Source organism: Vibrio sp. Vf1514 (genome assembly GCF_052076135.1).
GTDB lineage: Bacteria > Pseudomonadota > Gammaproteobacteria > Enterobacterales > Vibrionaceae > Vibrio > Vibrio furnissii.
In genome coordinates this window covers 1,221,311-1,246,483 of record NZ_CP197268.1, presented here as the reverse complement: position 1 = coordinate 1,246,483, position 25,173 = coordinate 1,221,311, and the positions used below count along the sequence as shown (strand labels likewise).

The 25,173-nt window shown below is 49.1% G+C and carries 22 protein-coding genes; 17 read left to right on the top strand and 5 right to left on the bottom strand.

The genetic code is table 11. From position 1 onward, the window contains the following. Positions 1-11 precede the first annotated feature (11 nt). Positions 12-1,199 (bottom strand): glycine betaine/L-proline ABC transporter ATP-binding protein ProV, encoded by a 1,188-nt coding sequence (proV, locus tag ACS18Q_RS20495; protein WP_014257609.1) that lies wholly within the window; start codon positions 1,197-1,199, stop codon positions 12-14. 304 nt (positions 1,200-1,503) lie between these two features. Here proV and ACS18Q_RS20490 point away from each other — a divergent pair, with 304 nt between their 5' ends. The 3 genes from ACS18Q_RS20490 (at position 1,504) to speB (ending at position 5,365) form a co-directional block, all read left to right on the top strand. Further along, on the top strand, positions 1,504-2,349 hold the full coding sequence (locus ACS18Q_RS20490; protein WP_275138717.1) for a tetratricopeptide repeat protein: 846 nt from the start codon (positions 1,504-1,506) through the stop codon (positions 2,347-2,349). 178 nt (positions 2,350-2,527) lie between these two features. Further along, positions 2,528-4,438, top strand: a complete 1,911-nt coding sequence (gene speA, locus ACS18Q_RS20485; protein ID WP_004727055.1) for an arginine decarboxylase — start codon at positions 2,528-2,530, stop codon at positions 4,436-4,438. Beyond that, a complete protein-coding gene (gene speB, locus ACS18Q_RS20480) occupies positions 4,439-5,365 on the top strand; it encodes an agmatinase (RefSeq protein WP_441257792.1) in 927 nt (308 codons plus the stop codon). Between the two features lie 71 nt (positions 5,366-5,436). Here speB and ACS18Q_RS20475 read toward each other — a convergent pair whose 3' ends face one another. After that, positions 5,437-5,904, bottom strand: coding sequence for an Lrp/AsnC family transcriptional regulator (locus tag ACS18Q_RS20475; protein ID WP_143679923.1), 468 nt, complete (start codon positions 5,902-5,904; stop codon positions 5,437-5,439). 151 nt (positions 5,905-6,055) lie between these two features. Here ACS18Q_RS20475 and ACS18Q_RS20470 point away from each other — a divergent pair, with 151 nt between their 5' ends. From ACS18Q_RS20470 to ACS18Q_RS20430, 9 genes are all read left to right on the top strand, one after another. Continuing rightward, entirely contained in the window at positions 6,056-7,285 is a 1,230-nt protein-coding gene (locus ACS18Q_RS20470) for a trans-sulfuration enzyme family protein (RefSeq protein WP_441257791.1), read from the top strand. Positions 7,286-7,467: 182 nt separating this feature from the next. Beyond that, the gene (locus ACS18Q_RS20465; protein ID WP_172562532.1) at positions 7,468-8,277 is read left to right on the top strand and encodes a transporter substrate-binding domain-containing protein; all 810 of its coding nucleotides are present in this window, start codon (positions 7,468-7,470) and stop codon (positions 8,275-8,277) included. 76 nt (positions 8,278-8,353) lie between these two features. Continuing rightward, positions 8,354-9,298 (top strand): amino acid ABC transporter permease, encoded by a 945-nt coding sequence (locus ACS18Q_RS20460; protein ID WP_014257605.1) that lies wholly within the window; start codon positions 8,354-8,356, stop codon positions 9,296-9,298. 19 nt (positions 9,299-9,317) lie between these two features. Further along, complete coding sequence (locus ACS18Q_RS20455; RefSeq protein ID WP_004727049.1) at positions 9,318-10,043, top strand: amino acid ABC transporter ATP-binding protein; 726 nt, start codon at positions 9,318-9,320, stop codon at positions 10,041-10,043. Between the two features lie 329 nt (positions 10,044-10,372). Beyond that, positions 10,373-11,545 carry a D-alanyl-D-alanine carboxypeptidase family protein gene (locus tag ACS18Q_RS20450; protein WP_441257790.1) on the top strand — a complete coding sequence of 391 codons (1,173 nt, stop codon included), beginning with the start codon at positions 10,373-10,375 and terminating at the stop codon, positions 11,543-11,545. Positions 11,546-11,777: 232 nt separating this feature from the next. Next, the gene (locus tag ACS18Q_RS20445; protein ID WP_004727046.1) at positions 11,778-12,125 is read left to right on the top strand and encodes a helix-turn-helix domain-containing protein; all 348 of its coding nucleotides are present in this window, start codon (positions 11,778-11,780) and stop codon (positions 12,123-12,125) included. 463 nt (positions 12,126-12,588) lie between these two features. Further along, a complete protein-coding gene (locus ACS18Q_RS20440) occupies positions 12,589-12,789 on the top strand; it encodes a DUF1656 domain-containing protein (RefSeq protein WP_014257601.1) in 201 nt (66 codons plus the stop codon). A gap of 26 nt (positions 12,790-12,815) precedes the next feature. After that, entirely contained in the window at positions 12,816-13,661 is an 846-nt protein-coding gene (locus tag ACS18Q_RS20435) for an efflux RND transporter periplasmic adaptor subunit (protein WP_014257600.1), read from the top strand. A gap of 5 nt (positions 13,662-13,666) precedes the next feature. Continuing rightward, positions 13,667-15,733, top strand: a complete 2,067-nt coding sequence (locus ACS18Q_RS20430) for an FUSC family protein (protein ID WP_441257789.1) — start codon at positions 13,667-13,669, stop codon at positions 15,731-15,733. 148 nt (positions 15,734-15,881) lie between these two features. Here the strand turns inward: ACS18Q_RS20430 and ACS18Q_RS20425 are convergent, their stop codons facing one another. Beyond that, entirely contained in the window at positions 15,882-16,832 is a 951-nt protein-coding gene (locus tag ACS18Q_RS20425; protein WP_441257788.1) for an OmpA family protein, read from the bottom strand. 667 nt (positions 16,833-17,499) lie between these two features. On the opposite strand from ACS18Q_RS20425, the gene ACS18Q_RS20420 reads away from it, so the two are divergent. From ACS18Q_RS20420 to ACS18Q_RS20400, 5 genes are all read left to right on the top strand, one after another. Further along, entirely contained in the window at positions 17,500-18,048 is a 549-nt protein-coding gene (locus tag ACS18Q_RS20420) for a fimbrial protein (RefSeq protein ID WP_238787802.1), read from the top strand. A gap of 51 nt (positions 18,049-18,099) precedes the next feature. Further along, entirely contained in the window at positions 18,100-18,783 is a 684-nt protein-coding gene (locus tag ACS18Q_RS20415) for a fimbrial biogenesis chaperone (RefSeq protein ID WP_014257597.1), read from the top strand. A gap of 75 nt (positions 18,784-18,858) precedes the next feature. After that, positions 18,859-21,219 (top strand): fimbria/pilus outer membrane usher protein, encoded by a 2,361-nt coding sequence (locus ACS18Q_RS20410; protein WP_441257787.1) that lies wholly within the window; start codon positions 18,859-18,861, stop codon positions 21,217-21,219. Beyond that, a complete protein-coding gene (locus ACS18Q_RS20405) occupies positions 21,210-22,286 on the top strand; it encodes a fimbrial protein (protein ID WP_004727039.1) in 1,077 nt (358 codons plus the stop codon). The genes ACS18Q_RS20410 and ACS18Q_RS20405 overlap by 10 nt, the downstream gene beginning before the upstream one ends. Before the next feature lie 77 nt (positions 22,287-22,363). Continuing rightward, entirely contained in the window at positions 22,364-23,437 is a 1,074-nt protein-coding gene (locus tag ACS18Q_RS20400) for a fimbrial protein (RefSeq protein WP_232659111.1), read from the top strand. A gap of 289 nt (positions 23,438-23,726) precedes the next feature. Here the strand turns inward: ACS18Q_RS20400 and ACS18Q_RS20395 are convergent, their stop codons facing one another. Together ACS18Q_RS20395 and ACS18Q_RS20390 are read right to left on the bottom strand one after the other, a co-directional pair. Further along, on the bottom strand, positions 23,727-24,203 hold the full coding sequence (locus ACS18Q_RS20395; protein WP_231623380.1) for a hypothetical protein: 477 nt from the start codon (positions 24,201-24,203) through the stop codon (positions 23,727-23,729). Continuing rightward, complete coding sequence (locus ACS18Q_RS20390; protein ID WP_055465758.1) at positions 24,181-24,969, bottom strand: winged helix-turn-helix domain-containing protein; 789 nt, start codon at positions 24,967-24,969, stop codon at positions 24,181-24,183. Before ACS18Q_RS20390 ends, ACS18Q_RS20395 begins: the two co-directional genes overlap by 23 nt. Positions 24,970-25,173 lie beyond the last annotated feature (204 nt).

Genomic DNA, 25,173 nt, shown 5'->3' with positions numbered 1-25,173 from the left:
CTGAGTGGCGTTTATTCGCGATCGAGTGTCTGTAGCAAGCGCGTTTTGGTGATCACGCCGTAGTAGTGCCCGTCGTCATCGACCACCGGCACGGCATAAGGCACTTCGGCCACCTGACCAATCAAATCACCCACCGAGATTTCAGGTGAAATGGTGATGGTGTCAGGCAGCAGGGCGCTGCTGAGCGAGCGCTGTTCGCGTTTCGCCTCTTGCAGGGATTCGAGCGAGACAATGCCTGTGTATTTGTTGGCGCGGTCGACCACGATGCCGTAGTCGCGATCGTGGTCGAGCAGCATCTGCATGGCTGCCGCTGGGCCATCGTTGTCGTGTTTTTTAAACATTGCCGCCGGTTTCTTGCGCGCAATGTCTTTGGCGCAGAACACGCTGGCCACATTCACGCCGCGGAAGAAGGAACTGACGTAATCATTGGCGGGTTGATGCAGGATTTCATCTGGCGTGCCCACTTGCACCACCACGCCATCTTGCATGATGGCAATCCGGTCGCCGATGCGCATGGCTTCGTCCAAATCGTGGGAAATAAACACAATGGTGCGTTTGTCATCGTTTTGAAGGCGAATCAATTCATCTTGCATTTCGGTTCGAATTAACGGGTCGAGGGCCGAAAATGCTTCGTCCATCAACAAAATGTCTGGGTCATTAGTCAGCGCACGCGCCAGCCCGACCCGCTGCTTCATCCCGCCCGATAGTTCATCGGGGTAGGATTCGCAATAGGCATCGAGCCCCACGCGTTCCAGTGCAGCTTTTGCGGCTTGGTGACGCGTTTGCTCCGGCACGCCCGCTAGTTCCAAACCAAACGCGGCGTTTTCAATCACCGTCATGTGCGGCATCAACGCGAAATTTTGAAATACCATCGAAATGTTTTGACGACGAACTTCTCGCAGTTCGGTATCGGAGATATGGGCAATGTCTTTGCCTTTGAGCAGCACGCTGCCGCGGGTGGGTTCGATCAGGCGATTGAGCAGACGCACGAGGGTCGATTTCCCCGAACCGGAAAGGCCCATGATGACGAAAATTTCACCCTCGTTGATTGACAAGGAAACGTCCTTAACCCCGACGGTTAGGCCCGTTTGCTCAAATATCTGATCTTTATTTAAACCCTGTTCAATGAGAGTAAACGCCTCGTCCGGTGTCTCTCCAAACACTTTAAAGAGGTTCTTGACTTCAAGCATTGTTGACATCATTTACATCCTTTGTTGTCGTCGAATGTGTGCGACGATAAATTGTAAATATGTATAGTACACTAAACATTGAATTGGCAATTATCAAGGCGACTTTCAGTGCTTTATTGTTCATGCTTTAGTTATCTTATTGATTTGATTGGTTAAATTAAATTCTAAAAAATTTACATTTAATTTGAGTTAGAATGTTTCGTATAGGTTTTAATTGTGACGGTCAACACGAGTTCAACATGCCGTCTTCGTAATCTCAAACAGGTGTAAGGAGCAATGCGTGCAGAAAATTTGGTTAGTAGTGGGATGTTTGATGACGATAGTGGCTGCCAATGTGTGGGCAGCAAAGGAGCAATCTGCGCCGGCTAAGGCGCCTGCCTATTCTGAAACCGCCGTGCTTGATCGCCCGTTGATGGAGCGTTATATCCTCGATGAGCTCAAATCACTGCGTCAAGATCAGCAAGATCTGGAACGCCGTTTGATCGTACAAATTACCGACCGCGAACTGACGGTTGCCGATAAATCGATGAACTATGCCAACGTGACCGTCACCTATTTCTTCTACATTATCGCGGGCGTGGCTTCGCTAGTGGCGCTGGTGGGGTGGCAATCGCTGCGAGAAGTGAAACACAACACCAGAGAAATGGCCGATAAGCGGTTGAATAAAATCGCGGTGGAGTACGAGCGGAAGTTTGTTGCGTTGGAGCGTGATTTAAAACGCAAGACACGCATCATCTCTGAAAACAACCGTGAAATTGAGATCATCAACGAAATTCACAACTTGTGGTTACGGGCACAGAGTGTGCAAACGGCCGATCAACGCATCGAAGTGTACGATGAAATTCTCAAGATTCGCCCGGGCGACTTGGAAGCGCTGACCTACAAAGCGGATGCGGCGATGGAAATCAAAGAGTACCACTGGGCTATGAGCCTGTGTAACCGCGTGCTCGAACTGGATGATAATAACGGCCCAGCCTTGTATCAGCGCGCTTGTGCGTATGCACGCTTGGGGGCGGAAGAGCAAGCGCTGGAAGACATCCAACGCGCGATTGATACCATCCCATCCCTGCGCGATTTGCTTGCCGATGAGGCGGATTTTGAATCGCTGTACGGTAATAAAAAATTCGATCTTTTGGTCAGCGGTTCACAAACAGAATGAATGGTTTACACAGAAATTTGAAAACTTATGTGTGATAACCAACACTTGTCCTAACGACAAATTATTATCATTAGACACACCTTAGGTTTTCACCGATAAAGCGCGTGACATCAAGGGTGTCAGGCGTGGTTTCGAGCCTCGAAACCACTACATTCTCTTTGTTCTTGCGAGATATGATGTGGAACAACAATCCAAATTAGACAGCGTTCGCGCTGATTACAACGTTCATTACTGGAGCCAGGGCTTCTTTGGCATCGATGATCACGGTGAAGTGTATGTGTCACCGCGAAAAGACGGTGCACACCCCACGCAACTCAGTTCGATTGTAAAACAGCTCGAAGCGCGTAATTTGAATTTGCCGGTGCTGGTGCGTTTTCCGCAGATCCTGCACCAACGCGTGCACAACATCTGTGATGCCTTTAACCAGGCCATTGAAGAGTATGACTACCCGAACAAATACCTGTTGGTTTACCCCATCAAAGTGAACCAACAAAAAGAAGTCGTGGATGAGATTCTGGCGAGCCAAGCTGAACTGGAAACCAAGCAATTGGGTCTGGAAGCGGGCAGTAAGCCTGAACTGCTGGCTGTGCTAGCGATGGCGCAACAAGCGAGCTCGGTGATCGTGTGTAACGGTTACAAAGACCGCGAATACATGCGCTTGGCGCTGATCGGCGAAAAGCTCGGCCACAAAGTCTTTATCGTTTTAGAGAAACTGTCTGAACTGGATCTGGTGCTGAAAGAAGCGAAGAGTCTCGGCGTGAAACCGCGTTTGGGACTGCGTATTCGTCTGGCCTCGCAAGGCGCCGGTAAATGGCAATCCAGCGGTGGCGAAAAGTCGAAATTTGGCTTGGCCGCGTCTCAAGTGCTGACCGTGATTGAACGTTTGAAAGCGGAACAACAGCTGGATGCGCTGCAATTGGTTCACTTCCACTTGGGATCGCAAATGGCGAACATTCGCGACGTGCGTAACGGCGTGAATGAAGCGGCACGTTTCTACTGCGAGCTGCGTGAGCTGGGTGCACAAATTCAGTACTTTGATGTGGGTGGCGGCTTGGCGGTCGATTACGACGGCACACGTAGCCAATCCTCGAACTCAATGAACTATGGGTTGCTGGAATACGCACGCAACATCGTCAACACCGTGGGCGACATGTGTAATCTGTACAGCCAACCGATGCCGACCATTATTTCAGAATCGGGCCGTTCGCTGACCGCGCACCACGCGGTGCTGATCACCAACGTGATCGGGGCAGAAGCGTACAAACCAGAAGCGATTGAAGCACCAGCTGAGGATGCTCCGCTGCTGATGCAAAACATGTGGCGCAGCTGGGAAAACCTGCATGAAGGCACCGATGCGCGCGCATTGATTGAAATTTATAACGACACGCAAAGCGATTTGTCGGAAGCGCACAGCCTGTTTGCTACAGGTGTGATCAACCTGCAACACCGTGCGTGGGTCGAGCAGTTGTCCCTGCGTATTTACCACGACTTGCGTCTGAAAATGAGCAACAAGAACCGCTTCCACCGTCCGATTCTGGATGAGCTGCAAGAGCGCTTGGCTGACAAGTTCTTCGTGAACTTCTCGCTGTTCCAGTCGTTGCCAGATGCATGGGGCATCGACCAAGTGTTCCCGGTGCTGCCATTGTCTGGGCTGGAAAACGTGGAAGATCGCCGCGCGGTGATGCTCGATATCACCTGTGACTCAGACGGTGCGGTTGAGCAATACGTTGAAGGCCAAGGCATTGAAACCACGTTGCCTGTGCCTGCGTGGACGCCTGATCAACCCTACCTAATGGGGTTCTTCTTGGTGGGGGCGTATCAGGAAATTTTGGGTGACATGCACAACTTGTTTGGCGACACTCACAGTGTGGTGGTGAACATCACTGACCAAGGCGAGTCTGATCTGACGTTCGTGAACGAAGGTGATACAGTCGAAGACATGATGCGTTACGTCCATATTGATGTGGACGCCATTCGCATGAATTACCGCCAACTGGTGAGCCAGCGCGTGGCGGCTGAAGAACAAACGACTGTTTTGGCTGAGCTAGAACAAGGTTTGAGCGGTTATACCTATCTAGAGGATTTCTAAATGAATGATTTGTTTACTAAAACTGATTATTCACTGTATTCAAATGCGATGACGTTTGTGCGTCGTCCTTACGAACGCAACCCCATTGATACTGACGCTGATGTTGTGGTGCTGGGTGTGCCGCTAGACATGGCGACCTCGGGTCGTCCTGGCGCGCGCATGGGGCCAGACGCGATTCGTCGCGCGTCGGTGAACCTCGCGTGGGAGGGCAAAAAATTCCCGTGGGATTTTAACCTGTTCAATCGCATCAATGTGGTAGATGCAGGGGATTTGGTGTTTGACTGTGGTGACGCAGAAGATTTCACATATCGCTTGGAAGCGGCGACCAACGAGATCCTGAAAAGCGGCAAAACCATGCTGGCGCTGGGCGGTGACCATTTCATCACACTGCCTATCCTGCGTGCTTACGCGAAACATCACGGTGAAATGGCATTGATTCATTTTGACGCCCACACCGATACTTACGCGAACGGCAGTGCGTACGACCACGGCACCATGTTCTATCATGCGCCGAAAGAAGGCCTGATTTCACCGAAACATTCGGTGCAAGTCGGCATTCGTACCGAATACAAGCAAGAAGGTCACGGCTTTAACGTGATCAACGCGATGCAAGCCAACGATATGTCGGTGGATGAGATTGTCGGTCAAATCAAACACATCGTGGGTGACAAGCCCGTGTACCTGACATTCGATATCGACTGTCTGGATCCTGCGTTTGCGCCGGGGACGGGGACGCCAGTGTGTGGCGGTCTGACTTCAGACAAAATCTTGAAGATCATTCGCGCCCTGAAAGGCATCAACATGGTGGGGATGGACGTGGTGGAAGTGTCACCGCCGTACGATCAGAGCGATCTGACCTCTCTGGCAGGGGCGACCATCGCACTGGAACTGCTCTACGTGTGGGCATCCAACAAACCGGTTGAGTAACGTTCAGCACCACGAAAAACCGAGGCCATGGCCTCGGTTTTTTTATGCGTGTTATTTGAATGCCGCGGGCTTTAGCCCAGCGGCACGTACAAGCTTCTCTTTGGCGTATCGAGCACTACGTTGGTGGTAACGCGGCGGATCTGCGGGTAAAGCGCCATGATCTCTTCCATAAAACCATCGTAAGCTTTGGCATTGGGCGCGGTGATCACCAGCATCAGGTCGACACTACCGGTGACATAAAACACCTGCTGGATCAGGTGTTGTTGCTCCGCCCAGCGCCGAAATTGACTCAATACGGCGTAGTTCTCCCGGTCGATTTCCAACCCCGCAAGAAAGGTCATGGTGTGGGTCGTGACGGCTGGGTCGACAATCGCGACCTCCGCTTGAATCACGCCCACTTCACGTAGCCGTTTGATGCGCCGCTGCACCGCCGATGGCGAGAGCCCAATGTGCTCGGCAATCAGGTCGCTGGCAAGCCGGCAATTGCGCTGCATCAGCTCTAGAATTTTATGGTCAAAGGCATCCAGTGTCGGGGTCATCATCATCCTTGCGCGGCTATGCCGCAAATCGCGCGTGAAAACGCGGAGTTTCTGCATTCTGCGGGCTAGGATAGCTGATTTTTGTGAGTGATTGAAATCCACAATAGCTTCAATGTTTAAATTAAAATTTAACAAATGGAGTTGCGTAATTATGCACAAAAATGAGGCTCAAGTTTCTCGCTTTCAATCCAGCTCGCCGCAAACGCAGGCTGTTCACGCGATGATCGCGGCGGACCCATCAACGGCAGCCATTGCGCCGAATGTGGTGATGTCGGTGAACCATGTGTTTGACCCGGCACACGGGGCGTTCTCCGCTCAAGGTGTGGGGGATGTGGCGGATGCGCCGTTTCTCTATGCGGGGTGGACCAATCCCACGGTGCGCTTGCTGGAGCAGCGTTTGGCCGTGTTGGAACAAGCCGAGGATGCGATGGCGACCGCGACGGGCATGGCGGCGATATCGGCGGTCTTTTTGTCTCTGCTGCGCGCGGGCGATCACCTCATCATCAGCGATGTTTGTTATGCGGGCGTGTATGAATTCGCGACGCAAATCCTGCCTTTGTATGGCATCGAGGTGTCGGTGGTGGATACAACTTGCACTGAGACTGTGCAACGTGCGCTGCGAAAAAGCACAAAACTGGTGCACATTGAAACGCCGTGCAATCCATTGTTGCGACTGACGGACATCGCCGCGCTGGCGACGCTGCTTCAAGCGCACGGCGTGTTGCTTTGCGCCGATTCGACCCTGTCAACGCCAGTCATCACTCGACCACTCACCCTCGGCGCAGACATCGTGGTTCATTCGCTGACCAAGTTCATCAATGGGCATGGCGATATGCTGGGTGGGTGTGTTCTGGGATCTAAGTTGTTGATCCAAAAGATACGATCGTTGGCGGGTATCTACTTGGGGGCGACGTTGGCGGCGCAAAGTGCATGGCTCATTATGCGGGGCATGGAAACCCTGTATCCGCGAATGCAAACCGTGTGTGAAACGGCGCAATGCATCGCGCAGTGGCTGGAAAATCATCCTCGTGTCACTCGGGTTTTGTATCCGGGATTGGCCTCACATCCGCAATTTTCACTGGCTCAACAACAAATGGATCGTTTTGGCGGCATTATTGCATTCCAAGTGGATGACATCGATTTGATCGAGCAGCGTTTTGCGAACGAATCGGCGATGTTTTATTACGCTTTTTCCATGGGTCATCAACGCAGTTTAGCGGTGGTGATGAGAACTGATGATCTAGATGCATCGACTTATCGATTTACACCGGAGCAAAAAGCACATTTCTGTCGTGATGCTGGGCAAGGCATCGTCAGGCTGTCCATTGGCTTGGAATCCGCGACAGATTTAATCCGGGATCTCGAACTGGCTCTCAGGTAATGGTTGCATATTTATTCTAAATTATTAGTGATAAATTCGAAAAGTTGTTGAAATGTTGCCATATTGTATCGCATTATCTGTAAGGTTCTGATGTCAATCGCGTGCGCGTGACATGCAGTAACACAACATCGTATGTGTCATTGGACGAACGACAACATAACAATTCTTACATAAGGGATACTATGAAAAACTTCATGAAGTCTACGGCAGCGGGGCTGGCAGTGGCTTGCTCATTACTGGGTGCCAATCAAGCGATGGCGTCTGAGTCAGCGTTGGAAAATGTGCTGAACACCGGTGAACTGAAAGTGTGTTTCGATGCTGGCTATATGCCGTTTGAGATGAAGACTAAAGATGGCCGCTACATCGGCTTTGATATCGATTTAGGCAAGCACATGGCGCGTTCCATGGGCGTGAAATTTACCCCAGTGAACACCGCGTGGGACGGCATCATTCCCGCCATGCTGACGGGCAAATGTGACATCATCATGGGCGGCATGACCGTGACTGCCGAACGAAACCTGAAAGTGAACTTCGCAACGCCTTACATTGTGATTGGCCAGTCTGTTGTGTTGTCGCCAAAACTGGAAGGGAAGGTGAAGAATTACAAGGACCTGAACGATCCGAAATACACCATCGCGACCAAACTGGGTACAACGGGTGTCGAAGCGGCGAAAAAATACGTACCGAACGCGAAACTTGACCTTTACGACACCGAAGTAGACGCCGTGCTGCAAGTGGTGAACGGCAAAGCGGATGCGTTTGTTTACGACTTCCCATACAACGCCATCTACAGCGCGCAAAACGAAGGCAAAGTGGTTCACTTGGCTGAACCGTTCACCTATGAACCGCTGGGTTGGGCGATTCGTCAAAACGATCCGAACTTCCTCAACTTCTTGGACAACTACCTGCGTCAAATCAAAGGCGACGGCACGTACGATCGCGTGTACGACAAATGGTTTAAGTCAGACAGCTGGCTGAAAGACGTTCAATAATCGCACGACGATTATCGACCATAACCGGGCAAGCCGTTTGCCCGGTGTATTGAAAAGAATAAAGAGAATCTGAGTGATGCAGTCTAAATCCTCAACATGGGTCGGACATGGTATTTATGTCCTGATCATGGCGCTGCTGGTGGGAGCGATTTATTTCTCCGGACGCAGCATCAATTACAACTGGCACTGGGACCGTTTGTGGCCTTACGTCGTGAACACCGAAATGCAAGACATTCGTGCAACGGGCGACGGCACCGCATCGATCCAAAATGGTCAGTTGGTGATTACACTTGATGGGCAAAATACTCCACAAGTGATTGAACATTACACACACTTACTTGTTGGCGAAGGGGACCTGATTTTTCAAGGGGACACCGTTGCCCAGCTCAATGAATGGAAATTCGGCCCGATTGCACATGGCTTGTGGGTGACCATCGAAATCTCCTTCATCTCCTTGATTTTTGCGGTGCTGCTTGGCCTCATCTTTGGCTTGATGCGGGTGGCCAAAAATCAAACGGCCAGAAATCTCGCGTTAACCTACGTGGAATTGATTCGCGGCACGCCACTCTTGGTGCAAATTTTTATCGTCTACTTCTTTATCGGCACGGTGCTTGATTTTGATCGCTTTACCGCGGGCGTGGTCGCGCTGTCGGTGTTTACCGGGGCGTACGTGGCGGAAATTGTGCGTGCGGGCATTCAGGCGATTCCAAATGGTCAAATGGAAGCGGCGCGCTCGCTTGGTATGACTTATCCCAAAGCGATGCGTTACGTGATCTTGCCGCAGGCGCTCAAACGTACTTTGCCTCCGCTCGCGGGCCAGTTCATCAACCTGATCAAAGACTCGTCACTGGTCTCGGTGATCTCGATTACCGACCTGACCAAAGCGGGCCGTGAAGTGGTGAGTGGTAGTTTTGCTCCGTTTGAAGTGTGGTTCACCGTCGCAGCACTTTATTTGCTGGTGACCGGTACCCTATCTTGGGCTATTCAACGTTTAGAGAAGAGGTTATCGGCCAGTGACTAGTGAATACAACGGCGTCGATATGGTGTACGCCAACAACGTCGACAAATTTTATCCCAACGGTTGTCATGCGCTGAAATCCGTCTCGACGACCGTGAAACGCGGCGAAGTGGTGGTGATCATCGGCCCATCGGGTTCCGGTAAATCGACCTTTTTACGCACCCTGAATCAGTTGGAAGAGATCTCTTCTGGCACCATCATTGTGGATGGTTTTGACATGTACGCCAAAACCACCGACATCAACGTGCTGCGTCAGAACGTTGGCATGGTGTTTCAAAGCTTCAACTTGTTCCCGCACATGACTGCGCTGCAGAACGTGATGCTGGCACCGCTCAAAGTGTCCAAGCGTCCGACAGCCGAAGTGGAAGCCGATGCCAAGCAGCTGATCAAGCGTGTCGGTCTGGACGATCGCATGAACAACTTCCCGTCGCACTTGTCCGGCGGTCAGCAGCAACGGGTGGCGATTGCTCGCGCGCTGGCGATGAAACCGGATTTAATGCTGTTCGATGAACCGACATCGGCCCTTGACCCAGAAATGGTGGGGGAAGTGTTGGACGTGATCAAAGGATTGGCCAAAGAGGGCATGACCATGGTGATCGTGACTCACGAAATGGGCTTTGCCCGTGAAGTGGCAGATCGCGTGCTGTTTATGGAAGATGGCAAACTATTGGTGGATGACAACCCGCATGCGGTGTTTGACAGCCCGGCGCACCCGCGCTTGCAACAATTCCTTGCGAAAGTTTTGTAACGATTTCCCCGTTCATTCCTGACAAACCGAGCCTCGACAGGGCTCGGTTTTTTGTTAAGCAAAGCACAGTTTGAGGCGATTTCGCTGAATTTATGGGCAGCTTGGCTCATGCTTGCTGCTTGAGTTCGTGGCCTTGTTACGATCATTTACACCTCTGTAAGAGTAAGTAAAGATGGCGCGTGATACTTTGCCGCTTCGCTATACTAGCACGCCCAAGTAGCTGACCGAATTCACGCTGTGAACTGGTTTGCGCCGGTCTATCACCGCCAGCCATCACACGCACTACTTGGCGTTTTAGGTTTACACTTTGTGATTCTTGGATGCGGGATATGAATAAAACCGGATTAATCGTCGCGCTGTCCGCGACTTGTATGTCTTTATTATCGGCCACGAGCATTGCAGCGCCGATCGTTGTTCCCAACCCGCCACAACTATCAGCCAAGGGGTATGTGCTGATGGATTACAACACTGGCCAAGTGCTGGTGGAACACAACGCCAATGAAAAAATGAACCCCGCCAGCCTGACCAAACTGATGACGTCATACGTTGCAGGTCAGGAGATGAAGCGTGGCAATATCAAACCGACGGATCAAGTCACCATCAGCCAAAAAGCGTGGGCGAAGAATTTCCCCGATTCATCGAAAATGTTTATCGAGGTTGGCACCAGCGTCAACATGATGGATCTGTATCGCGGCCTGATTGTGCAATCGGGGAACGACGCGAGTGTGGCGATTGCCGAGCACGTTGCGGGCTCTGAAAACGCGTTTGTGGATCTGATGAACTCGTGGGCGCAGCGTTTGGGGCTCAACAATACTGCCTTTACAAACCCCCACGGGCTTGATAGCGATGGCCTTTACACCACACCTTATGACATCGCAAAGCTCGCGCAAGCGATCATTCGTGATTTGCCCGAAATCTACCCGATCTACAGCGAAACCTCGTTCACTTACAACGGCATTACTCAATACAATCGCAACGGGTTATTGCGCGATCGCAGCATGAACGTCGATGGCATGAAAACCGGATTTACCAGTGGCGCCGGGTACAGCTTAGTGACGTCGGCAACCAACGGGAACATGCGTTTGATTTCGGCCGTGATGGGCGCCAACAGCATGAAGAGCCGTGAATCGGACAGCAAGCAACTGCTCAGCTACGGGTTCCGTTTCTTTGATACCGTTGCGCCACACAAACAGGGCGAGACGATCGAGAACGCGCGCGTCTGGATGGGTGAGCGTGACGACTTGGCCATTGGGGTCGCACAGACCACGTATCTGACGGTGAACAAAGGCGAAATGTCACAATTGAGCGGCTTGATCGAATTGGATCGCGATTTGAAAGCGCCGATTCAACAAGGGGATGTGGTCGGCAAAGTGATCTACCAGATCGGGCAACGTAAAGTGGGCGAAGCGCCTTTGGTTGCGCTAGAAAGTGTGGAAAAAGGCAGTTGGTTCAAACAATCGATGGATTGGATCAAGCGCTTTATTGCTGGCCTATTTTCATAAAATTTGACCCCTGATTGATTCCAACGGCCCGCGAATGCGGGCCTTTTTTGTGGCCAATTCGGTCTTGTCATGTGGCTGTTTTGGCCACAACGTAGCCATGACATGGGTGGCGATCTGGCTTCCAAACCCTCGACCTGTAGCAAATCTTGGACAGAAACTCACTTTCGATTGACATACGATTTATGGGTTTTTGTCATTTTCATCGCATGAAAGAATGAATCGAGGAAACACAATGGAGTTTGGCCCAGAGGATCGTATTGCTCTGTACGATGTTTGGATGTCCCAAAAGGCAAAAATGCACATGACGCAGATGGAAATGACCAAACGATTGGGCGTAAGCCAGGTTGAATTTTCAAATATTCTGCGCGGCAATGCGCCGCTGACGATGGCATTTGTGACCCAGTTTTGTCAGCAGTTGCATGTAGAACCGCACAACGTGTTGCCGACGTTGAAGAACAAATTTATCGCGGGTGAGCATCTGGTTCACTTGCAAAACCGCGTGACCGTCGATGGTGAGATTCAGCGCGTGATGGTTGATGGCAACCAAGTGATTATTGAATATACCCATTTGGCACGTTGAGTGAGGGGCGCCGTAACCAGAGATGGTTTGTCTTAGAACTATGGTTTGTCTCAGAACGATGGTTTGTCTCAGAACAATGTATCGCCACAGAAACATGTATTGTCTCGGAGCCGGGTCTTGCCCCGGCTTTTTTATCGCTTCACTACCTACAATTTGTTCTTGAAAGTGAATAGTCTGCGTCCTGATTGGTGCTTGTCAGGAATGAAACACAGGCGCAGAATGGCAACACACTAAGAATAAATCCAGTCGCCAGCCTTCATGTCACCACGCTAAGCCGTCCCGCATCCTTGCGGACTCTTTCTGGTCATCTTTCGTCTATCCATACATTCGTTCGGTAGAGGCGACGAGAAGGTGATGAGGCTCAGCATCGAGCCAATGCTTTGCTTCAAATCTTGCGCACTGTGGCTGATTCTGAATTCTACTGTTCTATACTTCTAATCTAACTCATTGAGATTATTTCGTTATGTTTGAAGAATTAGCGCTGGGAGGCTTGTTGTTCAGCCCGTTGGTGTTGTTTGCACCGATGGCGTTCATCCTTTCCTGTTTAACCCGCTTCGTCCTTCATAAAACCGGTGTATACCATCAATTGTGGAAAGCCGCGTGGTTTGAGGTGGGTCTGTTTGTTTGTTATCTGGCTGTCGTCGTCCATTATTTCGGGAGTTAATGTTGCGCATGGGAAAACTATTTCGAATGTCATTGACACTGGTGATCGTCATTGTGGCGGTTATCGCGGGTCATTGGGTCTGGAACCATTACCTTTACTCGCCTTGGACGCGTGACGGGCGTATTCGCGCCGAAGTGATTACCGTTGCGCCGGATGTGTCGGGATGGGTGAAGGAAGTGAAGGTCAAAGACAACCAACCCGTGACCAAAGGAGAGTTGATTTTTCGCGTCGATGACACTCGGTATCAGGCCAAAATTAAAGAGCTGACCGCACAAGTGGAGAATAAACAGTATTCACTCGACTTGGCGCGTCATCAGTACCATCGTCGCCAACAACTGACCGATAGAAAACTGATCAGTGAAGAGACGGTGGAAAGTGCACGTATCAATACTGAATTGGCGCAGGCAAGCTTAGACATTGCCAAAGCGCAGTTGCACAGCGCGCAGATCAACCTCGATCGCACACAAGTTCATGCGCCGGCGGATGGCACGCTGATTAACCTCAATCTGCGCGAAGGAAACTACGTCAGTCAGGGCAGTTCGGTGATTTCGCTGGTGAAAGCCAACTCCTTTTATGTCACCGGGTATTTTGAAGAGACCAAACTGCCGCTGATCAAAGTGGGGCAAACCGCCAAAATCAGTTTGATGAGTGGTGGCGAACCGCTGACAGGGTCGGTGGTGAGCATCGGTAAAGCGATTGCAGACAGCAACACCAGCAGCAATGGTCAACTGTTGCCGCAAGTGCAGCAAACCTTTAACTGGGTGCGATTGGCACAACGCATTCCGGTGGACATCAAACTCGACCCGATGCCAGAAGGCATCAACATCAGCGCGGGGATGACCGTGTCTATCTACTTGCAAGAGGCTGAGTAAAGCGCATGGGTGTGTTGCTTAACAGCCTGCTCATGCCCGACAAACGGGCGGTGATGTTTGCGATAAAAGGGGTTATCGCGATGGCGCTCTCGCTCTATATCGCGATGTTCCTCAATCTCGATCGACCATATTGGGCGTTGGTATCGGCGGTCTTCTTGCAGATTCGCCCTGAAGGTGGCTTGGTTATCGAGAAAGGCTTGTGTCAGATTGTGGGCACTCTCATCGGCGGGCTTGTCGGTATCGCGATTTTGAACTGGTTTGCGCCGTATCCGGAAATCGCGTTGCCGCTGCTGGCGTTATGGCTTGGGTTTAACTCTGGCATGGGCGCCATGGTGCGCCGGGTCAACTTCATTTACGCCTTTGCCATGGCTGGCATTACCGCGTGTCTGATTGTGCTGTTGGTGATGGTGCAACCGTCGACCGTCAGCAGTCAGTCCATTTTTCAGGTGGCGCAAGCGCGTGTCAGTGAAATCATTGTCGGTGCGATTTGCGCGGCATTGGTCAGCAAGCTGATTTTCCCGGTCAAAGTGAAAGATGGCCTGCGTCTTCATGCGCGCAATGTGATCAACCAGACGCTCAGCTACTTGAGCTTAGAACTCGACAAGAACGGCTCGCACGAAAACCGACATCAACACATTGATTCAATTCTCGAGTCCATTGCGGTGATGAGTGATGATTTGAGTGGTGTGGTGTACGAAGGGCCGGAAGGGCCGGGGCAGAGTAAAGCGGCCAGTCTTATTTGCAACAAGACGTTGTCGCTGTTGGCGGTGATTCAAATCTTTGGCCGTTTACAGCGGAAACACCCAGAGTTGATTGGTGACAAGCTGGCAGAGATGATGGCGGAAATGGGCGAGATGTTTAGCCGCATGCAAGCGACCACCGATTACGCGGCGTGCTACCACTTGGCGCAAACCTTGCGTCGTCGCCAGTTGGTGTACAGCAACCAAGCCGTTGACCTGACGCCACTGCAATCGCGTTTAATGAAAGTATCGCTCGAACTCAGCGCCGATTTGGTCATGATTCTGAAAGGCTATAACGCACTGATCAGCAAATCGCCGGTGCTGTTGAATGCGCCCAATCTCAAACCGTACAAAGATCCGCTGGTGGGGCTGATTACTGGCCTGCGCACCATGGCGGTGTTTGCCGTCGGCGCGGGGTTATGGGTGGGCACAGGCTCAAGCGCCGTGCTGATGATGATGATTTTGCCAGTCATTTTCTCCATCATGATGGCGCGCTTGCCCCTCACCATTTTAATGATTGTGTTGCAGCGTTTGCTGATGGGGGTGATGGTCGCGGTGCCGGTGGCGATTTTCTACGGCTTGGGGCTGCTGGCGCAAAGCAGTGGTGATTATGAGTTGCTGGTGATGATTCTGGCTGGCCCTTATTTCTTTGGTTTGCTTGCGCTGGCCAATCGCCCGACCCTGCCTTACGGCCTCGGATTTTGCATTCCGTTTACCATCTTGATCAGCCCGAGCAACGACATGACGCGCGCGTTTTCTATCGATTCAACCTTGAGTAATGCGCTGTCGATATTTGTCGGGGTGACCGTGTTGTACTGGATGTTTAAGATGATCACCGGCCCGGGACTGCAACTGATGCAACACCGGCTGATGCGTGCGACGCAAAAGGATTTACGTGAGTTGATGTCGCATCCTGCGCCGGATCATTGGTTCAATGCGCGCATGGGCGACCGATTGCTGCGTATTGCGACGTACGACAAAAGCATGGCGAGCCGCACGCGTGACATTACCGACTTGGCATTAACCGGGCTGAATTTAGGGCACGTGTCGATTCGCCTGCGTCGATTGGTCAACGGTGCCAAGAATCCTTTGGTCGAACGGTTGCTGGATGAATGGCAGCAAGCGTTGGCGGATGCATTCTTCTGGTGTTCGAAAGGCAAAACGCATGCGACGTTTGGCCAAGTGAGTGATGCCCTACTGAATGTGTTGCGGGAGGAACAGCTCGCGAAAGGACAATTTGAAATTGTGGAAGGGATGTTTGAACGTTTGGCGATGACATTTGAGCGCAGCGCGCGAACCATTGCTGAGAATCAGGCAGCGCGACAAAATTAAGTCCCACAAGGATGTGAACTCAGGCAGTGCTTCGGCACTGCCTTTTTATTTTCTAAGGCGCTATTTTCTGCGGTGGCCTCTGCACGAGGCCATTTTTACGACGCCATTTTACTGGTGTCATGCCTTATGGTGCCATTTATTGCTTGTTTTAGGGGGCAATGTTGATTTGAACCTCTACGCGGCGGTTGTGCGCACGTCCCGCTGGGGTTGTGTTGGTATCAATAGGACGTGTTTGGCCTTCACCGAACACTTTGATGCGATGTTCGGCGACTTGGTTTTCCATCAGCACGTCGGCAGCGGCTTGCGCTCGGCGCGTTGATAGCTTGGTGTTGTACGCGTCGCTGCCTGTCGAATCGGTGTGGCCGATGATCAGAATTTGCGCTTGGGGTTGCTGGTTTAATTTTTCGGCAAGCGTGCTTAATGCTTGTTGCTGCGTGGCATTTAAGCTGCTGCTGTCAAAACTCAGCGCATCGTAGGTATAGGTCATAGTTCTCTCGCTTGAAACCGGCGGTGTGGTTTGGGGGGCGGCAGGCGCAATGAACGAGGTTGTTTCGACCGCATCGTGAAGCGAACGCGGCTTATTGCTGGCACCGAATGCATAGCGGATGCCCACTGCGGCACCATTCATCGTATAACGGTTGGTGCCATCATTGACATCGGTTGCCACGCTGTATTCCACGCGCAATGTCATTTGGGGTCTCAGATCATATTCCACCCCTGTTGCGGCAAACCAAGAGCCGTCACTGTGGCCAGATGTATTGGCATACGCCATCCCCGCTTTGACGTACCAGCGATAGTCATCAACGATTGGGAACGTCAATTTTGGCGCGAGCGTGAGTAAACGAATGGTGTCGCTGTGCAACGACTTCACCGTGAATGTCCCTAAATCTTCATAGCTGCTTTCTAATGCCAACGTGTCGTTGACGTGATAGCCCGCAAACAGCCCGTAAGCCGGATTATCGGTAACACAATTTTCTTCCGATGATTGGCATTGTTCAGACAACCACGATTTCCCGATTTTTACGCCAAGGTAATAAGGCGCAGCGGTCGAGGAAACGGAGACACATAAAAGACTGAGCAACACATGCTGTTGACGCATGAAGACCTCTTTCCTAGTTAAAGTAATTTCAAATGAATCCAAGCAACATTGAAAAATCAGGTTGCACAATATTGTTGAAACTCGAGTCAAAACTCATGTCAGAACGTTGTGAACAAATTCCCGCAATAAAGAAAAATAGGAAACTAGATCAATTTAAGGAGATAGAAATAAAATTGGTTTCATGCGAATGCAACGACCGGGAAATTTAAAATTTAAAGTATTTGTAAACGGCGACATGGTCTTTTCTTATTTTGTAATGTTTTACCTATCGAATTAATAACTAATATCAATTGATTTTATTGTTCTAGATCAATTTCGCGTTGATGATTTGTTGATGTTGTTATTTTATTGTTTATTCGAACCAATAAATTTCTTTTTTTTAGAAAAAATTAAAAAAAGCGAAACTGGATCAAATTCAGTGACTTCATAAATTTGGAAATAGATCAATTACTCTAATCTTTGCGCTTGTACTGGTTATGGGTTATTTAACAAAATTAAACACTGGAAAATTACTTACAGTACGGTGTTTATTGGAAATTTAGTGGTGTTTACAAGATAAATGTTCTGATGTTTAATTCGCTTCGTGGTGAGGGAGTTATGAAATCCTGTTCACATTCTGATTATAAAAAGAGCATTATTTGAGGTTAATTATCTAATGAACACGCTAATGAAAAAAACGCTAGTCGCGTCAGCTTTCGGTCTTCTACTTTCAGCAAATGGCGCAATGGCTGCGACCAGCACTGCAGTTGCGGGTGGTACGATTTCTTTCACTGGTTCTGTCACTGATACCACGTGTGACGTGACCACCAGCGGTGACAAAGATTTCACAGTCACACTATCTCCTGTAGCACTGACTGACATCGCAAAACCAGGTGTAGCAAGCGCTGGTGCGAAACAATTCGATATGAAAGTTTCCGGTTGTGAAGGGTATGAAGAAGGTCAGTCGCTGCATATCACCTTCAGTGGCTCCAACATCTCTGATGATGAGCAATATTTCAAAAACGACACAGGTACAGCAACAGGTGTCGGTATTGCTATCACTACAGATGGTTCTACCGAAGTCGCTTTGAACTCTTCTGCTGAAACAGGTCTCGGTGCTGACGTTACCGCCGGTACCATTTCTTACTTCGCGAACTACTACAACTTTGCAGGTCAAGACCAAGCAACAGCAGGTACTGTTGTGACTAGCGCAACATACACATTTGATTACCAATAATTAAATGGCAAGGAGGAGTTCGCTCCTCCTGATCCAATCACAGAGGCACGAATGAAAAAAACACTGCTTTTAGTTCTGGCGTTAATGACAGGGAACGCTCATGCCAGTGTCATTATCAATGGAACTCGAGTTGTATTTAGTCACGATGCAAAAGAAGCATCTTTTCAGTTAATTAACCGCAGCCCGACGACGCATCTCGTCCAAAGTTGGATTGATGATGGTCAAATAGAGGCAAGCCCTGAAGAGATTGACGTGCCTTTTGTGATTTTACCGCCGATTGTAAAAATCGGTCCGGAAAATGGTCAGGAAATTAAAATTCGTCGTGTCGGTGATACTCATCATATTGCCAAAGATCGCGAATCGGTATTTTGGATTAATGTACTGGATATTCCGCCTATTCCGGATGGTGCTGAACGTGGCGAACAAAATTATTTACAAGTCGCGCTCAGAACCAGAATCAAACTGTTTTACCGCCCTGCAGGATTGGACGCCTCGGAAGAATTTGTCGGCCAAAACCTCAGCGTCAATGTGGCGGGGAACTGTTTAGAAAATCGTTCTCCATTGCACGTCAGTGTGGTTGATATGGAGAAGGACAATCAAAGAATTCTCGAGCAGTCCTTTATGATTAAGCCGTTCAGCTGCCATGTGGTGGATGGCGTCACACTGGATCACTCAGGACAATATAAGGTCGTCTGGCTAGATGACTATGGAAGTAAGAAGTCAGTTCTTTTGTAAGAGTTCAGTATGCAAGGCATTCATCGATTTCGTGGTCGCTCTTTATATTCTGTCGTTTTTTGTTCTGTTGCGGCGATGACGCTTTCTCATACTGCCTATGCTGCGTCGTTTAACTCAAGCTTTTTAGTGGGGAAATCGTCTGCGCAAAAATGGAACTCCAATGTAGAAATTACCCCGGGACGTTACGATTTCGATTTATTTATCAATGATAAATGGATCGGGAAGTTCACGGTTGATGTGCAAGATGGCACCAAAGAAAACTTGTATGTCGACTATAACGATGTCGAAACGTTTGGGCTGAAGCTCGATGCATTCGACCTTGATGCCAAACAAAAGGCGGTGAATGTGAATGCGCTCCTCAAAGGCGGTTTATTCACCTTTGACCCGAATGGGTTCAAAATTCGCCTGACTATTCCTCAAGCCTTTGTTTCCAACACCGACTCGAATTGGGTGTCAAAAGAGCGTTGGGATCATGGCATCAATGGCGCTTATCTCAACTACAACGTCAACTACTCCAATTATTACTATAAAGAAAACCATACAGATAACGAAAACCTGTTTGCCTCTCTCAACGGCGGGATCAATCTGTATGGTTTTCACTTCATCGAAGTGGGGTCACTCAATGGCGATGCGGTGGATAGCACCTCGTACACCAACACCTATCGTTACGTGGAAAAACCACTGATTGACATCGACTCTGTGCTTCGCGTTGGTAAACAGTCGTCTTATAGCGGCTACTTTGATACCAATACCTATCAAGGTCTCTCGCTGAGAAAAGACATGCGCATGTTGCCGGATTCTTACGGCCAGTATATGCCCGTGATTCGAGGCGTTGCGACGGAAGCGGCTGTGGTGACTATTTCTCAAGACGGCCGCGTGGTGGAAGTGCTCAACATTCCCGCGGGCGACTATGAGATTGATGACCTGATGCCGACGGGATCGCGTAGCGATCTGGACGTCACGTTGACGTACGCTAGCGGCCGCAACGAGTCTTACGTGGTGCCGTATTCCACCGTGCCAGGGATGCTGCGTTCAGGATCGTCGGATTACAACATCAATATTGGTTATCTCGATTACGACTACACCGACGATTTGTTTGCGCAGGGGGAATACTCGCGTGGGTTGAACAATTACCTCACTGGTTATGTGGGAACAACCCAAAGTAAGGGTTATCAGTCGTATTTGTTGGGTAGTGCCATTTCGGTGCCAAATATCGGTTCGTTCTCGTTTGATGTGGAAACCGCCTTTGCCGACATGACGTACCTCGATACCTATCAAGGGCAAAAATATAAGTTGTCCTACAGTAAGTATTTTTCGACGCGCACTAACTTAACGCTGGCGAGTTATTACTACCAAACGGATGAATATTTGACGCTGCGTGATTATTACCGCATTAAAGATGCGGTCAGTGAATCGGCCATCAACAGTCGCACCAAAGAGCGGTACAGCTTTAATGTCAGTCAACCGTTCGGCGATCACTGGGGCCGTCTCTATTTTGATGGTTATTTTACGCGTCGCGTGAATCACGACACGTTTGATAAGCAATACAACTTGAGTTACAGCACCACGTATCACCAGACCAGTTACACCATTTCTGCGACACGCAGTTACAGCTACGCTGATTACACCGATGTCAAAACGACCGACGATCGGATCGCGTTGTCTGTCTCTATCCCATTAAGCAGTTTGGGTCACAACACCCGTTTTGCATCACGTGTGAATTTCGACGGCCGTGACTACGCATCGTCGGATGTGTCACTCAGTGGTTCGGATGGGGTCGATTCTTACAGTGTGAACGCCGGGCACGATCGCTATTCAAAATCTTATGCGAGTGTCTACGGATCACATCGCGGGTCAAAGGCGTACCTCAACGGCAGTTATGGTGAATCTGAAACGCAGCGACAAGTTTCACTTGGCATGAGTGGCAGTGTGGTGGCTTATGACGGCGGCGTGTTGGCGACCTCACAAAGTGGTACGAACTTCGTGATCTTGGAAGCGCCGGGCGTCGAAGGGGCGATGATCAACAATAATGCCAGCATTGAAACCGATGCCGAAGGCCGCGCGTTAATCGCTTCCGCTGCGGCGTATCGCAAAAATACCTATCGCATTCAGAACCAAACGGGCGAGGGGGAAATCAGCGGAAACGTGAAATACATTGCACCGGTCAAAGGCAGTATTTCAAAAGTGACGTACCAAACGGATGTTCGTAAGAACTATGTGTTTGCCGCCAGCGACAGCCAAGGCGCGCCATTACCCTTTGGTTCGGATGTGTTAAATAGTGACGGCGAAGTGGCTGGGTATGTGCTGCAGGGCGGACGAATTGCCGTGCGTAGCGAACAATACCCAGAAAAATTGACCGTTGTGTATCAGAAACAAGGGCGTCCAATGACGTGTGTATTAACGCCTTCGACGACAGAGAAAGCCGTATGTTTATAAATCGCTGGTTATTGCTCACGCTGTTGATGAGTGGTTTGACTTCGCTGTTCTCGCCAGCGGTGTCGGCTGGTCTATTGGGTGACACTTGTATTCCCGGATCGGTGGCGATCATCGGCCGCGCGCCGTATGTAGGCCACAACAGCCTTGATTTGTCCGAAGCGTTTACAACGACCAAAAAAGTCAATGTCACGCTCACCACCAACTGGAGTGGCAGTATGTTTTGTACGTACGGTGTGACGGACTATGTGTATTACCACTCACCGATTATGGGGTCTGGTGAAGACGCCTATTTCATTACATTTCACGATGAGGACGGCTCACATTCAATTAAAGTGACGACGCAAATCTCCAAAGCCTATGAAGGTGTGAATGGTGTTTCTGGTGTGCATTCCTTGGGCTATAACGTGACATATACCATGACATTTGAACTATTGGATTATGTCCTTCCTTTTGATGCAACCAATGCGATCAGTACTCGAACTGGCAATATCGATATTGCGCCAGTAGCCGCGGCTGGAGAAAGCCGTTCTGATCAAAAAGCATTCACCGCTTGGAATAACAATGCTTGGGGTCGCACGTCATGGTTGGCATATCAAGACCTCACCGTGACGTATTCGCCGAACCACACAACGTGTACCGTGTTGGATCAAACGGTTGCATTGCCTGAAACCTCGATTGATGCGATTCGTCGTGGCAATGCCAGCCGCCGCTTGTTTGTCCTGGATTTCTCTTGTGGCGGAACGACCAACGGCGTGGCATCAAGAAACGTGACGGCTTGGCTGTACAGTGCAGATATTGTCAGTACTGATCCGGATGTGTTGCGTAATAGCGCATCGACGGCAAACGATATTGGCATTGTGATCACGGACTACCGAGGCAATCCGATCAAACTCTCGAACAGTCAAACGGCCATCAACGATGCGGATATTTTACTGGATGTTGAAGCGGGTAAAGTGTTCGATGCCTCGGAAACGGCCTACCCGTTTGCCACATACGCTATTTATGGCGATAACCCGACCCCAGGCACTGTACAAGCTACCGCGACGGTTATTATTGGCTACGACTAATCAGGAGATGGATGACCATGGGGGCAAGGAAGCACAAGAAAATTTGATTATATTGTGAAGTGTTTATGAGCAGTTGGATGGTAAGAAAAATCGCGCTGATGTGTGTGCTGGTGATGCTCTCGTATTGGGCGCACGCCGCAGATACCTGCTACGCCATCGATGGACAGTCGGTGTTTAGTAACGCGCGCGCGCCATGGCCTTCCAGTAAAGGGTCGTACAATTATTCCGATATGTTCATGAGTGGCAGCACCAGCGCCTCGTTTGTTTATCGCGCGCAATTTAATGGCTATGGCTGGTGCGAAAAGATCGGCAGCAATCCAATTTATTACATCAACCCCTTAAGTTTGGCCAATAGCGGGCTTTATCTGCATTTCATCGACAAAACCTCCGGGGTCGATGAATGGGTGTTGGTTGAATCACAGTTGTTGAATTCGTCCGGCACGGTGTCCACTTTAGCCGGTTCATTCAGCATCAATAGTTCAGTGGCCAATGTGAACTATCGTTTAACGTTCCGATACCTTGGCAAGTTGCCGATAGCGCCAAGTTATTCCCTCGAAACATCCAATAATAAACTGGTCATTCCCACGGTGATGTTGGCTTCAGAGCAACACGGCAGCCTTGATGCTTATCAATCGTGGTCAACGGGCAATTGGGGAACCAAGAAATGGCTGGCGTATGAAGAGCTGACGGTGGTGTATCAGCCGACGGCAACGACGTGCAATGTGCCAGGGCAAACCATCACGCTAGATAGAACTTCCATTGAGAGTATTCGCAACGGCACGTCGCCGAAAACGCCCTTTGTGCTGAGCTTTAATTGTCGTGGTGGTGCTAACCATACGGCACTCAATGACATCAATGCTTGGTTGTACAGCGGAGACATCGTGAACGATAACCAGACGGTCTTGCGCAGCACGACGTCGTCATCGACTGGCGTCGGGATCAACCTGCTGAACGCGAGTGGTCACCCCATCAAACTTTCGAACAGTCGAACGGCGGTGAACGATGCCGATTTGGTGTTGGACATCGATGAAGACGACATCTTTTCCGACGTGGAGCAAGTCTCGATCTACGCCGCGTATGCCATCTACGACGCTAAACCTCAGCAGGGAAGCGTCGAAGCGACAGCCACAGTGATGATAAATTATGATTAATACGATGAATAAAAATGACGATATCAAACGTTGTGTCGCTAAGGCACTGCTGAAAAATACCGGGAAAAACTTCCACTGTTCCATTAATAAAAACTGTGTCTATTGTATGTCTGACGGGCGCGTATTTATCTTTAATCAGAATCTGTTTTTATGCCCGCATCAACCATTCGTGCAGATGAAAATCGACCGAATGTTACAACGAAATCAAGATATTATCGATTATCAAGATAACTATTATTTTGATGATCACGAAAACTTAATTCGAATGAATAAAGCGCCTTAGGGCGCTTTATTGATCAATGACGCAAGTGAGAACGGGGGCATAGCGATTTGAAATGAGCAGGGTGTTCACGTTGATCATTTCCAAGGTTATGGAACGCGATGTACCCACAATCAAAGAAGGTAAGTATTTATCCATGACATCGTTTTGCATGCCGTCTTTGAACAAACTCTCGGATTGATTGATAGAGAAGGTGTAATTGTTATTATCAATGTGTTCGTAATTGAAATTCTCTCGTTTATGAATCACGTATCGTTGCCCTTGATACACAGCATCGCCCGAGATAAACACGGTTCCCGTTTTGTTTTTATGGAACGTAAATGCGATATCAGCATACATGGAAAAATCATTGTTAATGTCATCGCTGTTATAATAATTGAGCGTAGCTCGACAAGTCGACGACAAATATCTCGCCTTATCATAATCATAGTAAAGATACCCAGCGGAAATTGAAGCGATTAAACTAAAGGTGATTAATTTTTTCATTTTTCTTCCATTGGTAGTAATAGTAATTCTCACAAGCAGAAAACTTGCCATCCACTAAAAAACATTTAGAGAAAAACAGTCGACCAGAGTGACCGTAAAATAAGCTGTTTTGACTATGGAAAAAAACTTTTTCTGTCTTACCACAATGAATATTCAACTTCTGCATTTCTTCTTTGAGAATGGATAATTGAAAGGCGATGCCTTCATCGGAACGCTTTCTAAAATTATACACATCACACTGCTCAATTTTACCGATATGGTAAGCATCTTGATAAAACTTTTTGGAAATGATAGTCGTGCCCGTGACCAGTACGCCAAATAAACTGGTGTAAAGAAATGGGTATAGATATTTCTTGAATGTAACTTTTTTCTTGGGGACATGATGTGCTTTGGCCGTTGATTCCAATGCGGCAATGGGTTCCGGTTCCATGTTTTTAATGGGGAACTCGCTGTTCAGCATAAATCCAACTTTAGGAATGGTTAAAATAATATCATCCACGCCCGTAAATTTATGCAACGTCTTTCGCAGTTGACTAATATATTGATTGAGTGAACTGTACGACCCCTTTAATCCAAACTTATCCCAACCTTCCATCAATAAAACATCACGTTCCATTGGTGTACCGTGATGTTTCGACAATAATTCCAATAAACGATTAGCGGTTGGTGTCAGCGTGAGGCTTTCATGATCGGATTCTGCATCTGATAGCTTGAGCGTGCCATCGCTTGAGTTATAGATGACCGTATGATTGAGAAGCAATTTCATTCGCTTTTTCCAACATTGTAAACTGAAAACATTATAGCATTAAATCAAATGGTTACCAGTTGATGTGGTTGTTTTTTATACGTTTGAATTATGGTTTTTGATATTAATGATAAATGCTACACAAACATAAATATTAGCATGAATTGTTTAAAAAATTAAATTAAACAGGTAAAAATTCTAGATATTATTCAAATGCCTTTATAA

Coding starts and splice junctions, on each gene's coding strand:
- proV (WP_014257609.1), bottom strand. CDS start 1,199: ATGTCAACAATGCTTGAAGTCAAGAACCTCTTTAAAGTGTTTGGAGAG.
- ACS18Q_RS20490 (WP_275138717.1), top strand. CDS start 1,504: ATGACGATAGTGGCTGCCAATGTGTGGGCAGCAAAGGAGCAATCTGCG.
- speB (WP_441257792.1), top strand. CDS start 4,439: ATGAATGATTTGTTTACTAAAACTGATTATTCACTGTATTCAAATGCG.
- ACS18Q_RS20475 (WP_143679923.1), bottom strand. CDS start 5,904: ATGACCCCGACACTGGATGCCTTTGACCATAAAATTCTAGAGCTGATG.
- ACS18Q_RS20470 (WP_441257791.1), top strand. CDS start 6,056: ATGCACAAAAATGAGGCTCAAGTTTCTCGCTTTCAATCCAGCTCGCCG.
- ACS18Q_RS20465 (WP_172562532.1), top strand. CDS start 7,468: ATGAAAAACTTCATGAAGTCTACGGCAGCGGGGCTGGCAGTGGCTTGC.
- ACS18Q_RS20460 (WP_014257605.1), top strand. CDS start 8,354: ATGCAGTCTAAATCCTCAACATGGGTCGGACATGGTATTTATGTCCTG.
- ACS18Q_RS20455 (WP_004727049.1), top strand. CDS start 9,318: ATGGTGTACGCCAACAACGTCGACAAATTTTATCCCAACGGTTGTCAT.
- ACS18Q_RS20450 (WP_441257790.1), top strand. CDS start 10,373: ATGAATAAAACCGGATTAATCGTCGCGCTGTCCGCGACTTGTATGTCT.
- ACS18Q_RS20445 (WP_004727046.1), top strand. CDS start 11,778: ATGGAGTTTGGCCCAGAGGATCGTATTGCTCTGTACGATGTTTGGATG.
- ACS18Q_RS20440 (WP_014257601.1), top strand. CDS start 12,589: ATGTTTGAAGAATTAGCGCTGGGAGGCTTGTTGTTCAGCCCGTTGGTG.
- ACS18Q_RS20435 (WP_014257600.1), top strand. CDS start 12,816: ATGTCATTGACACTGGTGATCGTCATTGTGGCGGTTATCGCGGGTCAT.
- ACS18Q_RS20430 (WP_441257789.1), top strand. CDS start 13,667: ATGGGTGTGTTGCTTAACAGCCTGCTCATGCCCGACAAACGGGCGGTG.
- ACS18Q_RS20425 (WP_441257788.1), bottom strand. CDS start 16,832: ATGCGTCAACAGCATGTGTTGCTCAGTCTTTTATGTGTCTCCGTTTCC.
- ACS18Q_RS20420 (WP_238787802.1), top strand. CDS start 17,500: ATGAAAAAAACGCTAGTCGCGTCAGCTTTCGGTCTTCTACTTTCAGCA.
- ACS18Q_RS20415 (WP_014257597.1), top strand. CDS start 18,100: ATGAAAAAAACACTGCTTTTAGTTCTGGCGTTAATGACAGGGAACGCT.
- ACS18Q_RS20410 (WP_441257787.1), top strand. CDS start 18,859: ATGACGCTTTCTCATACTGCCTATGCTGCGTCGTTTAACTCAAGCTTT.
- ACS18Q_RS20405 (WP_004727039.1), top strand. CDS start 21,210: ATGTTTATAAATCGCTGGTTATTGCTCACGCTGTTGATGAGTGGTTTG.
- ACS18Q_RS20400 (WP_232659111.1), top strand. CDS start 22,364: ATGGTAAGAAAAATCGCGCTGATGTGTGTGCTGGTGATGCTCTCGTAT.
- ACS18Q_RS20395 (WP_231623380.1), bottom strand. CDS start 24,203: ATGAAAAAATTAATCACCTTTAGTTTAATCGCTTCAATTTCCGCTGGG.
- ACS18Q_RS20390 (WP_055465758.1), bottom strand. CDS start 24,969: ATGAAATTGCTTCTCAATCATACGGTCATCTATAACTCAAGCGATGGC.